Raw genomic sequence first — 13,081 nt, 5'->3', positions numbered from 1 at the left:
GTTTTACCGTGGTCAACGTGGCCGATTGTACCTACGTTTACGTGCGGTTTCGAACGTTCAAACTTTTCTTTTGCCATCTTAAAAATTTCCTATAAAAGAAATTAAAGTCCGATCCAGTATGAATCGGACCGAACTAAATTTATCTTACAGCGCGAGCTGCAATTATTGCCTCTGTAACGTTTTTGGCTGCTTCAGCATACTTGGAGAATTCCATAGAGTATGATGCGCGACCTTGCGTTGCAGAGCGAAGATCAGTTGCATAACCGAACATTTCAGAAAGTGGTACTTGAGCATTAACTTGCTTCAAGCCGCCAAACGCTTCTTCCATACCTTCGATCATACCACGACGACGGTTTAAGTCGCCTACTACATCACCCATGTTCTCTTCAGGGGTGATTACTTCAACTTTCATAACAGGTTCAAGGATAACTGGATCTGCGTCCAGCGCACCATCACGGAAACCTATTGAACCTGCGATCTTAAAGGCCATTTCGTTAGAGTCAACATCGTGGAAAGAACCATCGAATAACGTTGCTTTAACACCAAGTAGCGGATAACCAGCCAAGACACCTTGGCGCATCTGCTCTTGAATACCTTTATCAACCGCTGGAATATATTCTTTCGGAACAGCGCCACCTACGATTTCGTTAACGAATTCGTAAGTTGGAGATTCGTCGTCCGTAATTTCCATTGGTTCAAGTTTAAGCCAAACATGACCGTATTGACCGCGACCACCTGATTGACGTACAAATTTACCTTCAGCTTCCACCGAAGCACGAATTGTTTCGCGGTATGCAACTTGAGGTTTACCCACGTTACACACAACACCAAATTCGCGTTTCATACGGTCAACAATGATATCAAGGTGAAGCTCACCCATACCAGAGATGATGGTTTGGCCAGATTCTTCATCTGTTTCAACACGGAAAGATGGATCTTCTGCAGCTAGTTTACCTAGTGCAATACCCATTTTATCTTGGTCAGCTACAGTTTTCGGTTCAACCGCTACAGAAATTACTGGCTCTGGAAACTCCATACGCTCTAAGGTAATCACTGAGTCACTCGAACAAAGCGTGTCACCCGTAGTCACATCTTTCAAACCGATTGCGGCTGCAATGTCACCCGCACGAACTTCTTTAATTTCTTCGCGAGAGTTAGCATGCATTTGTACAATACGGCCTAAACGCTCTTTTTTCGATTTAACAGGGTTATAAACTGCATCACCCTGCTTCACTGTACCTGAATAAACTCTAAAGAAAGTCAATGTACCAACAAACGGGTCAGTTGCAATTTTAAATGCTAATGCAGAAAAAGGTGCATTGTCGTCAGCTGGTCGAGTTCCTTCGGTTTCATCTTCGAGGATACCTTGGATCTCTTTTACTTCTGTAGGCGAAGGCATGTATTCAACAACCGAGTCAAGCACTGCTTGAACCCCTTTGTTCTTGAATGCACTTCCGCAAGTCATTGGCACGATTTCATTGGCCAGTGTGCGTTGACGTAGCGCAGCTTTAATCTCAGCTTCGCTTAAGTCACCTTCTTCAAGATATTTGTCCATTAGCTCTTCAGACGCTTCAGCAGCAGATTCAAGCATTTCTGCTCGCCATTCTTCTGCTAGGTCTTGAAGGTCTGCTGGGATCTCTTCATAAGTGAAAGTCGTCCCCTGGTCCGATTCGTTCCAGTTGATTGCTTTCATTTTGATTAGATCGATAACACCTTTAAATTCGTCTTCAGCACCAATAGGTAACTGAATTGGCACAGGTGTCGCACCTAAACGGTTCTTCACCTGATCCACAACTGCTAGGAAGTCAGCGCCTGTGCGGTCCATTTTATTTACGAAGATCATACGAGGAACTTCGTATTTATTGGCCTGACGCCAGACTGTTTCCGTTTGTGGTTGTACACCTGATGAAGCACATAAAACCACGACTGCACCATCAAGTACACGTAATGAACGCTCTACTTCGATAGTGAAATCTACGTGTCCTGGGGTATCGATGATGTTAATACGATGCTCATCAAACTGAGCATCCATCCCTTTCCAGAAACACGTTGTGGCAGCAGAAGTAATGGTAATACCACGCTCCTGCTCCTGCTCCATCCAGTCCATAGTTGCAGCACCATCATGAACTTCACCGATCTTATGAGAAAGACCCGTGTAGAACAGAACTCGTTCTGTTGTGGTGGTTTTGCCTGCATCTACGTGAGCACAAATACCGATGTTACGGTAACGCTCAATAGGAGTTGTACGTGCCATAATATCCTCTTAAAAGGTGTTAGCAGACTACCAACGGTAGTGAGCGAATGCTTTGTTCGCTTCAGCCATACGGTGAACGTCTTCACGTTTCTTAACCGCAGTGCCTTTGTTGTCAGCTGCATCAAGCATCTCTTGAGCTAGACGAAGGCCCATTGACTTTTCGCCACGCTTACGAGAAGCATCAACTAACCAACGCATACCTAATGCGTTACGACGTACTGGACGTACTTCAACTGGAACTTGGTATGTAGAACCACCAACACGGCGAGATTTAACCTCAACCGCTGGACGTACATTTTCAAGTGCAGCTTCAAAGATTTCTAGGTGCGACTTGCCTGATTTCTCAGCAGCCACGTCTAACGCACCGTAAACGATTTTTTCAGCAGTAGATTTCTTGCCGTCTAACATTACTACGTTAACGAATTTAGCAAGAAGTTCTGATCCGAACTTAGGATCTGGAAGAATTTTACGTTGACCTATAACGCGTCTTCTAGGCATTTTATTTCTCCGGTATCTTCAGGTTCGCTTTACTTCAGCGACTCCCAAAACAAAATATAAAAATTAAAAATTTAAGTGCTTGGCCTTACTAACGGAGAACCATTAGCCCTTAGGGCGTTTAGCACCGTACTTAGAACGACCTTGTTTACGGTCATTTACGCCTGCACAGTCAAGTGCACCACGAACAGTGTGGAAACGTACACCCGGTAAGTCTTTAACACGACCACCACGGATTAGGATAACACTGTGTTCTTGAAGGTTGTGACCTTCACCACCGATGTATGAAGTTACTTCGAAACCGTTAGTTAAACGTACACGCGCTACTTTACGTAATGCAGAGTTTGGTTTCTTAGGTGTTGTTGTATATACACGAGTACATACACCACGTTTCTGTGGACAAGCTTTAAGAGCAGCAGAGTTGCTCTTTGTAACCTTGCTACGACGTGGCTTACGCACTAGCTGGTTAATAGTTGCCATTAAATAGCTCCTGATTAATTACTACTGAAAAATGAAAAAATCTGCCCTATTTAAACATTCTTTTATTCGAACGAATAAATGGGTGGCGGAATTTTAATGAGCAAAGATTGAGCTGTCAACCAAAAAATAACGGGCAAGCCTGATTTCTCAGACTTGCCCGTATTATCTTTAGCTATTTAGTGGGAAGAATTACTCTTCGCCACCTAATAGATCAGCGTTCAGTGCATCAGTTAGTGCTTGAGTTGCCTCTTCAGCGCTTACTGTTTGCTCTTCAACTGGAAGCTCAGCTTGCTTACGACGATTCATACGTTCTTGGTGATACGCGAAACCTGTACCGGCTGGGATCAGACGGCCTACGATTACGTTCTCTTTCAAGCCACGTAGCTCATCGCTCTTACCATTTACTGCTGCTTCCGTAAGAACACGAGTTGTTTCTTGGAATGATGCTGCAGAAATGAAAGATTCTGTTGCAAGAGACGCTTTAGTAATACCCATCAGCTGAATTTCATACTTAGCTGGGATCTTACCTTGCTTCTCTAAGTCACGGTTTGCAATACTAACGCGCGCCACTTCAACTTGTTCACCAGCTAAGAACTCAGTATCACCACCGTCTAGGATGATGCACTTACGTAGCATTTGGCGAATGATCGTTTCAATGTGCTTATCGTTAATCTTTACACCCTGTAAGCGGTAAACTTCTTGTACTTCGTTAACGATGTAGTTAGATACATCAGTAACACCACGAAGACGAAGGATGTCGTGCGGAGACTCTGGACCATCGGCAATAACCTCGCCTTTAGAAACCTGCTCACCTTCGAATACGTTAAGCTGACGCCATTTAGGGATCATCTCTTCGTATGCATCACCCTCTTCAGGTGTGATAACAAGACGTTTCTTGCCTTTTGTCTCTTTACCGAAGCTCACAACACCTGTGATTTCTGCAAGGATTGCAGGATCTTTTGGCTTACGCGCTTCGAATAAGTCAGCAACTCGAGGTAGACCACCCGTGATATCACGAGTCTTCGAACCTTCTTGTGGAATACGCGCTAGAACCTGACCAGGTGCCGCTGTTGCGCCATCTGTGATTTCAATCGTTGTGAATGAAGGTAGACGGATCTCTTGAAGACCACGTTCTTCGTTCTCAATGATTAGTTTAGGCTCTTTCGCATTAACCTTAGATAGGTCTTTAACAACAACACGTGTTAAACCTGTAAGGTCATCAGTCTGCGCTTCTGTGTTGCTATCATCAATGTCAGAGAATGACACTTTTGACTCATGCTCAAGAATGATTGGGTGACTGTGCGGATCCCATGTTGCAACGATATCGTTACCTTTAACTTCTGCACCATCTTGTACAGAAAGTACAGCACCGTAAGGTACCTTATAACGCTCTTTCTCACGACCGTGATCATCAATGATTGTGATCTCAGTTGAACGTGAAGTGATAACAATCTTACCGTCAGTATTTAATACATATTTTGCATTATGTAACTTCAGGCTACCGTTATTTTTAACTTGTACGCTGTTTTCTGCTGACGCTCTTGATGCCGCACCACCAATGTGGAACGTACGCATCGTAAGCTGTGTACCCGGCTCACCGATTGACTGAGCAGCGATTACACCTACAGATTCACCTGCGTTAATGATGTGACCACGTGCTAGGTCACGACCGTAACAGTTAGCACATACACCATAGTCGTTATCACATGTGATAACTGAACGTACACGTACTTCGTCAACTGAGTGCTCTTCTAAAAGGTCACACAGTTTTTCGTCAAGCATGATGTTACGCTCAACAAGTACTTCGTCAGTACCTGGCTTTAAGATGTCTTCAGCAACAACACGACCTAGTACACGCTCGCGAAGTGGCTCAACAACGTCACCACCTTCGATTAGTGGCTTCATTGTTAGACCGTCTAACGTGCCACAGTCCGCATTAGTGATAACTAAGTCTTGTGCAACGTCTACTAGACGACGAGTTAGGTAACCCGAGTTCGCTGTCTTAAGTGCCGTATCGGCTAGACCTTTACGCGCACCGTGCGTCGAGATGAAGTACTGTAGTACGTTTAGACCTTCACGGAAGTTCGCCGTGATTGGTGTTTCGATGATTGAACCATCTGGACGTGCCATTAGACCACGCATACCCGCTAACTGACGGATCTGAGCAGCACTACCACGTGCGCCTGAGTCGGCCATCATGAATACCGAGTTGAATGAAGGTTGCTCTTCTTCTTCACCCTGTGCATTCACAACTGTATCTTTCGATAAGTTCGCCATCATTTCACGTGAAAGGTTTTCGTTAACACGTGACCAGATATCGATTACTTTGTTGTACTTTTCACCCGCAGTTACAAGACCTGATTGGAACTGTTGGTTAATTTCAGATACTTCCGCTTCAGCTGCTTCAATGATGCCCGCTTTCGTCGGTGGGATTACCATATCGTTAATACCGATAGATACACCTGACTTCATCGCGTAGTGGAAACCTGTGTACATCACTTGGTCAGCAAATACGACTGTGTCTTTAAGACCTAGACGACGGTAACACTCATTTAGAAGTGCAGAAATCTGCTTCTTACCTAATGCACGGTTGATAAGCTCAAATGGTAAGCCTTCAGGTGTGCTTAGAGAAAGGATCGCACGACCAACAGTCGTATCTACAACAGAAGTCTGTTGTGAACGCTCGCCAGTCTCTTCGTCGATAACAGTTTCTGTAATACGAACTTTTACGCGAGCATGAAGTTCAGCAACACCTGTACGGTATGCTTTTTCAGCTTCTTTCGCATCTTTAAATACAATGCCTTCACCTTTGGCATTGATGCGATCACGCGTCATGTAGTAAAGACCTAATACAACGTCCTGTGAAGGTACGATAATAGGCTCACCGTTCGCTGGTGATAGAATGTTGTTCGTTGACATCATTAGGGCACGTGCTTCTAGCTGTGCTTCTAATGTTAACGGTACGTGTACCGCCATTTGGTCACCATCGAAGTCAGCGTTATATGCCGCACACACTAGTGGGTGTAGGTGGATTGCTTTACCTTCGATTAGAACTGGTTCAAACGCTTGGATACCAAGACGGTGAAGTGTTGGTGCACGGTTAAGTAGAACCGGGTGCTCACGAATAACTTCGTCTAATACGTCCCATACCTCTGGTACTTCACGCTCAACCATCTTCTTCGCAGCTTTGATGGTTGTCGCCATACCACGACGCTCTAGCTTACCGTAGATGAATGGCTTGAATAGCTCAAGTGCCATCTTCTTAGGAAGACCACACTGGTGAAGTTTAAGCGTAGGACCAACTGTGATTACAGAACGGCCTGAGTAGTCAACACGCTTACCTAGAAGGTTTTGACGGAAACGACCTTGCTTACCTTTGATCATGTCTGCAAGCGATTTAAGTGGACGCTTGTTAGAACCTGTGATCGCACGACCGCGACGACCGTTATCAAGTAGCGCATCAACCGCTTCTTGTAACATACGCTTTTCGTTACGTACGATGATGTCTGGTGCAGCTAAATCAAGTAGACGCTTAAGACGGTTGTTACGGTTAATAACACGACGGTAAAGGTCATTCAGATCAGACGTTGCAAAACGACCGCCATCTAGTGGTACTAGAGGACGAAGATCTGGTGGAAGAACCGGAAGCACGCTCATAATCATCCACTCAGGGTTGTTACCTGATTGGTGGAAAGATTCCATAAGCTTAAGACGCTTAGTGATCTTCTTACGCTTAGTTTCAGAGTTGATTGTTGGTAACTCTTCACGCATTTCTGCGATAAGCTGACCTAGGTCTAGTTCTTTAAGTAGATCAAGTACAGCTTCTGCACCCATCTTAGCTTCAAACTCATCACCGTGCTCTTCAAGTGCATCTAGGTACTCTTCTTCGCCTAATAGCTGACCGCGCTCAAGCGTTGTCATACCAGGCTCAGTTACTACGAATGATTCGAAGTAAAGTACGCGCTCGATGTCACGAAGTGTCATATCTAGCATCAGGCCGATACGAGACGGTAATGACTTAAGGAACCAAATGTGTGCCACTGGGCTAGCTAGCTCAATGTGACCCATGCGGTCACGACGTACTTTAGTTAAAGTAACTTCTACGCCACACTTTTCACAAATAACACCACGGTGCTTTAAGCGCTTATATTTACCACATAAACACTCATAATCTTTTACTGGGCCGAAAATACGGGCACAGAATAAGCCGTCACGCTCAGGCTTGAACGTACGATAGTTAATTGTCTCAGGCTTTTTAACTTCGCCGTAAGACCAAGAACGTACCATGTCTGGTGAAGCAAGACCGATGCGGATCGCATCAAATTCTTCGGTCTTATTTTGTTGCTTCAAAAACTTAAGTAAGTCTTTCACCTTAGCTCTCCTGTCGGAGTTAATCTCGAGGGCAAGCATTGCTTGCCCCTACATTCTTTCAGTCCGGGGAGCCGCAGCTAAGCTGCGGCTGTCGGATTAATTTTCTTCCAACTCGATGTTGATACCTAGTGAGCGGATTTCTTTCAACAATACGTTGAATGACTCTGGCATACCCGGTTCCATCTTGTGGTTACCGTCAACGATGTTCTTATACATCTTAGTACGACCATTTACGTCATCTGACTTAACTGTCAGCATCTCTTGAAGAGTATAGGCAGCACCGTATGCTTCTAATGCCCATACCTCCATCTCACCGAATCTCTGACCACCGAACTGTGCCTTACCACCCAGCGGCTGCTGAGTTACTAGGCTGTAAGAACCAGTAGAACGCGCGTGCATCTTGTCGTCTACTAAGTGGTTTAGTTTCAGCATATACATGTAACCAACGGTTACTTGACGCTCAAACGCATCACCAGTACGACCATCATATAGCGTTACCTGACCGCTACGTGGGTAACCACCTAGCTCAAGAAGGTCTTTGATCTCTGATTCACGTGCACCATCGAATGCTGGAGTCGCGATAGGTAGACCACCTTTCAGGTTGTTCGCAAGACGACGAACTTCATCATCAGAGAAGCTAGCAATATCGACTTTCTGACGGCAATCACCTACAGCGTAAGCTTTTGCAATGAAATCGCGCATTTCGTGAATTTCACGCTGCTCTTTCATCATCTCTTCTAGCGTTTCACCGATACCACGTGCAGCCAGACCCATGTGTGTTTCTAAGATCTGACCGATGTTCATACGAGATGGTACACCCAGCGGGTTAAGTACGATATCTACAGTACGACCTTTGTCATCGTATGGCATATCTTCTACTGGTACGATTGTCGAGATAACACCTTTGTTACCGTGACGACCAGCCATCTTATCACCTGGCTGGATACGACGTTTAACAGCTAGGTATACTTTAACAATCTTAAGTACGCCTGGTGCTAAGTCATCACCTTGAGTGATCTTGCGACGTTTGTTTTCAAACTTCTTGTCGTACTCAGCTTTAAGCTCATCGTACTGTGCAGCAAGTTGCTCAAGATCAGCTTGTTGCTGTTCATCAGCTAGGCTTTGAGTTAGTAGCTTGTCAGTACTTAATTCAGCTACTTTATCTTCACTTAGACCCGCTTGTACAAGCAATGTACGAACGCGTGTTAAGATACCGCCTTCAAGGATTCTGAACTCTTCGTTGAAGTCTTTCTTCGCTTCACGAAGCTGCATTTCTTCAACTTCTAACGCACGCTTGTCTTTTTCAACGCCGTCACGAGTGAATACTTGTACGTCAATTACAGTACCAGTTACAGAGTTTGGTACGCGTAATGAGCTGTCTTTAACATCAGATGCTTTTTCACCGAAGATAGCACGTAGTAGCTTTTCTTCAGGAGTAAGTTGCGTTTCGCCTTTAGGTGTTACTTTACCTACAAGGATGTCGCCACCTTTTACTTCTGCACCGATGTAAACAACACCAGACTCATCCAGTTTACCAAGTGCAGACTCACCTACATTTGGAATATCAGCTGTGATCTCTTCAGGACCAAGCTTAGTATCACGTGCGATACACTGAAGTTCTTGAATATGGATTGTTGTTAGACGATCTTCTTTTACAACGTTCTCAGATAGTAAGATTGAATCCTCGAAGTTATAACCATTCCATGGCATGAATGCCACGCGAAGGTTTTGACCTAGTGCTAAGTCACCTAAGTCAGTCGAAGGACCATCTGCTAATACGTCACCACGTACAACCGGCTCACCAACCATACAAGTAGGTTTCTGGTTGATACATGTATTTTGGTTAGAACGTGTGTATTTAGTTAAGTTGTAAATGTCGATACCCGCTTCACCTGGGATGCGCTCTTCTTCATTTACGTTAACTACGATACGGCTTGCGTCAGCATATTTAACAACACCGCCACGCTTAGCAACGATTGTTACACCAGAATCTTTTGCTAGTGTACGCTCGATACCTGTACCTACTAACGGCTTATCAGCACGTAGTGTTGGTACTGCTTGACGTTGCATGTTCGATCCCATTAGTGCACGGTTAGCATCATCGTGTTCTAGGAATGGGATTAGTGCTGCTGCAACTGAGATAACCTGCTGAGGTGATACGTCCATATATTGGATGTCATCACGACCCATAAATGTCGATTCACCTTTGTGACGACATGGGATTAACTCATCAATAAATTCATTGCTGTCGTTCAGGTTCGTGTTCGCCTGTGCGATTACGAATTGACCTTCTTCGATAGCTGATAGGTAATCAACTTCGTCGCTTACTACACCATCAACAACCTTACGGTATGGTGTTTCTAAGAAACCATAGTCGTTAGTACGTGCGTATGTAGAAAGTGAGTTGATTAGACCGATGTTTGGACCTTCAGGCGTTTCGATAGGACAAACACGACCGTAGTGCGTTACGTGTACGTCTCGAACTTCGAAGCCTGCACGTTCACGTGTAAGACCACCCGGACCTAAAGCAGAAATACGACGCTTGTGCGTTACTTCTGAAAGCGGGTTGTTTTGGTCCATGAACTGTGACAGCTGTGAAGAGCCAAAGAATTCTTTAACTGCTGCTGAAATAGGTTTTGCGTTAATTAGGTCTTGAGGCATTACATTATCAAGATCACCTAAGCTTAAACGCTCACGAACAGCACGTTCAACACGTACTAAACCAACACGGAATTGGTTTTCAGCCATTTCACCTACAGAACGGATACGACGGTTGCCTAGGTGGTCGATATCGTCCACTTCGCCTTTACCGTTACGAATATCGATCAATACTTTCATTACTGATACGATATCTTCTTTGCTCAGTGTACCTGGGCCTGTATCTGAATCATAACCTACACGGCTATTGAACTTCATACGACCTACAGTTGATAGGTCATAACGCTCTTCAGTAAAGAATAAGTTTTCGAATAAAGCTTCTGCAGCTTCTTTCGTTGGTGGCTCACCAGGGCGCATCATACGGTAGATTTCTACAAGCGCTTCTAAACGGTTTGTAGAAGAATCAATACGTAATGTATCTGAAATGTATGCACCACTGTCTACATCATTGATATAAAGTGTGTCGATTTGCGCGTGACCTGCTTTAACAAGCTCAGCCATTAGCTCTAGTGAAAGTTCAGCATTCGCTTCTGCGATGATTTCACCAGTCGACTCATCGATGTAGTTTTTCGCTACTACACGGCCAATGATGTACTCATGTGGTACTTCAAGTTGTGTAATTTCTTTCTTTTCAAGAGTCTTGATATGACGAGCAGTAACACGACGACCGGCTTCAACGATCACGTCACCGTCTTTGTCTTTAATATCAAATGCAGCTGTTTCACCACGAAGACGTGAAGGAACAAGCTCCATTAATACTTTACCGTTAGCAACTTCGAACGTTGTCGTTTCGAAGAACATTGCTAAGATCTCTTCAGATGTAAACTCTAAAGCACGTAGAATGATAGACGCCGGTAACTTACGACGGCGGTCGATACGTACATATAGGTTATCTTTTACATCAAATTCAAAGTCTAACCATGAACCACGGTAAGGAATAACACGTGCGTTATAAAGTACTTTACCTGAAGAGTGTGACTTACCACGGTCGTTATCAAAGAATACACCAGGTGAACGGTGTAGCTGAGAAACGATAACACGCTCTGTACCATTGATTACAAAAGTACCGGTATCGGTCATGAGCGGGATTTCGCCCATGTAAACTTCTTGCTCTTTAATGTCTTTAACTGTGCCTGGTGCTTCTTTATCCATTAGCACAAGACGTAATTTTACGCGAAGTGGAGCAGAATAAGTCACGCCGCGAATTTGACATTCTTTTACATCGAATACTGGCTCGCCAATACGGTAACTTACGTATTGGAGCTCAGAATTACCCGAGTAGCTTTTAATAGGGAAAACAGAGCGGAATGCAGCTTCCAGTCCATAGTCGCCTACAGCGTCAGGATTCAAGAATTTTTTGAACGATTCTAACTGTGTAGACAGTAAGAAAGGTATATCCAAAACTTGTGGACGTTTACCAAAATCCTTACGGATACGTTTCTTTTCAGAATAAGAGTAAGCCATGGGGTTCCTCAGCTTGCTGATCTTTGACCCAACCTGTTCTTGTAAGAACAGCATTACTGGCATCTAAGCCATGATAACAACATCTCATTGTTGCACTAAATGCCACTGCTATTAGCAAAAACTTAAGTTATTGAAATAAAAGTGAAATTTAGAGTTTTTTGCGTCTAGCAAATATGATCATACTAGAGCGCAAAAGGGCCGGTGATTAAATAATCACCAGCCCTTGCCTGATTGCTCAGGCAGCGAACCTAGCCGTAGCTAGATTACTTGATCTCAACTTCAGCACCAGCTTCTTCAAGATCTTTCTTAAGTGCTTCAGCTTCTTCTTTAGAAACAGCTTCTTTGATTGGCGCAGGAGCAGACTCAACAAGAGCTTTTGCTTCTTTAAGGCCAAGACCAGTTGCACCACGTACAGCTTTGATAGCAGCAACTTTGTTACCGCCAGCAGCAGCTAGGATTACGTCGAACTCAGTCTTTTCTTCAGCAGCTTCAGCTGGACCAGCAGCAACAACAGCAGCAGCTGCAGTTACGCCGAACTTTTCTTCCATTGCTTCAACTAGTTCAACAACTTCCATTACTGACATTTCAGCAATCGCGTCAAGGATTTGGTCTTTAGTTACAGACATTGTAAATTTCCTAATTAATTACGAACCCATGAGGTTCAAAAAAATTTTTAAATGAGAAAGTGAATAAAGGCTTAAAATTAAGCAGCTTCTTCTTCTTTCTTAACGCGAACTGCTTCAATTGTTTTACACAATTTGCCAGCAGACGCTTCTTTCATAGCGCTCATTAAGCGTGCAACAGCTTCGTCGTAAGTAGGTAGCTTAGCAAGCATATCTACGTCAACGATATTGCCTTCGAATGCAGCAGACTTAAGCTCGAATAGCTCATTCTTTTTCGCGAAATCTGAGAAGATACGCGCAGCAGCACCAGGGTGCTCTGAAGAGAAAGCGATTAGGCTTGGGCCTACTAGAGACTCGTTAAGACACTCATAATCAGTACCTTCAACAGCACGTTTAGCTAGGGTGTTACGAACAACCTTCATCCAAACGCCTGCTTCACGAGCTTCTTTACGAAGAGCAGTGATAGCATCAACTGTCACACCACGAGAATCTGCAACTACTGCAGATAGAGCACCTTTGGCAACTTCATTAACTTCAGCAACAATTGCTTTCTTGTCTTGAAGGTTTAAAGCCATGGGTGTTACTCCTGGTTAATTAAAAACCTAATGGTTTTCAGTTCTACTCTTACCTCAACAAAATTGCTGAGGTGCTTTTTACGGCGAGAGCCAGAAGATTAGGAAAATCTAGCTGGGATTCACACCGTCTACGTAGGAATTATTAAGGCTTTCACCACCTA

General features: G+C 44.2%; 7 protein-coding genes. All 7 read right to left on the bottom strand.

The annotated features are described in order from the left end of the window. Positions 1-139: 139 nt before the first annotated feature. The 7 genes from fusA to rplJ all read right to left on the bottom strand — a co-directional run bounded on the left by fusA (position 140) and on the right by rplJ (position 12,920). Positions 140-2,254 carry an elongation factor G gene (gene fusA / locus AC1HJP_RS19525; protein WP_138483561.1) on the bottom strand — a complete coding sequence of 705 codons (2,115 nt, stop codon included), beginning with the start codon at positions 2,252-2,254 and terminating at the stop codon, positions 140-142. Positions 2,255-2,281: 27 nt separating this feature from the next. Then, positions 2,282-2,752, bottom strand: coding sequence for a 30S ribosomal protein S7 (gene rpsG / locus AC1HJP_RS19520; RefSeq protein WP_058028514.1), 471 nt, complete (start codon positions 2,750-2,752; stop codon positions 2,282-2,284). 102 nt (positions 2,753-2,854) lie between these two features. Beyond that, on the bottom strand, positions 2,855-3,229 hold the full coding sequence (gene rpsL, locus AC1HJP_RS19515) for a 30S ribosomal protein S12 (RefSeq protein ID WP_010387308.1): 375 nt from the start codon (positions 3,227-3,229) through the stop codon (positions 2,855-2,857). A 189-nt stretch (positions 3,230-3,418) separates the two neighbouring features. Further along, positions 3,419-7,600: a DNA-directed RNA polymerase subunit beta' gene (gene rpoC, locus AC1HJP_RS19510; RefSeq protein WP_480363204.1), complete on the bottom strand. Its 4,182-nt coding sequence runs from the start codon at positions 7,598-7,600 to the stop codon at positions 3,419-3,421. Positions 7,601-7,696: 96 nt separating this feature from the next. Continuing rightward, on the bottom strand, positions 7,697-11,722 hold the full coding sequence (gene rpoB / locus AC1HJP_RS19505; protein ID WP_480363203.1) for a DNA-directed RNA polymerase subunit beta: 4,026 nt from the start codon (positions 11,720-11,722) through the stop codon (positions 7,697-7,699). A gap of 263 nt (positions 11,723-11,985) precedes the next feature. After that, positions 11,986-12,348 (bottom strand): 50S ribosomal protein L7/L12, encoded by a 363-nt coding sequence (gene rplL, locus AC1HJP_RS19500; protein WP_058028511.1) that lies wholly within the window; start codon positions 12,346-12,348, stop codon positions 11,986-11,988. A gap of 77 nt (positions 12,349-12,425) precedes the next feature. After that, complete coding sequence (gene rplJ, locus AC1HJP_RS19495) at positions 12,426-12,920, bottom strand: 50S ribosomal protein L10 (protein ID WP_058028510.1); 495 nt, start codon at positions 12,918-12,920, stop codon at positions 12,426-12,428. Positions 12,921-13,081 lie beyond the last annotated feature (161 nt).

This window comes from Pseudoalteromonas sp. NFXS53 (assembly GCF_056629255.1).
This window is presented reverse-complemented; position numbering and strand designations above follow the sequence as displayed.

What these genes read in the sequence shown, in the direction of transcription:
- fusA (WP_138483561.1), bottom strand. Translation starts at nt 2,254, where the DNA reads ATGGCACGTACAACTCCTATTGAGCGTTACCGTAACATCGGTATTTGT.
- rpsG (WP_058028514.1), bottom strand. Translation starts at nt 2,752, where the DNA reads ATGCCTAGAAGACGCGTTATAGGTCAACGTAAAATTCTTCCAGATCCT.
- rpsL (WP_010387308.1), bottom strand. Translation starts at nt 3,229, where the DNA reads ATGGCAACTATTAACCAGCTAGTGCGTAAGCCACGTCGTAGCAAGGTT.
- rpoB (WP_480363203.1), bottom strand. Translation starts at nt 11,722, where the DNA reads ATGGCTTACTCTTATTCTGAAAAGAAACGTATCCGTAAGGATTTTGGT.
- rplL (WP_058028511.1), bottom strand. Translation starts at nt 12,348, where the DNA reads ATGTCTGTAACTAAAGACCAAATCCTTGACGCGATTGCTGAAATGTCA.
- rplJ (WP_058028510.1), bottom strand. Translation starts at nt 12,920, where the DNA reads ATGGCTTTAAACCTTCAAGACAAGAAAGCAATTGTTGCTGAAGTTAAT.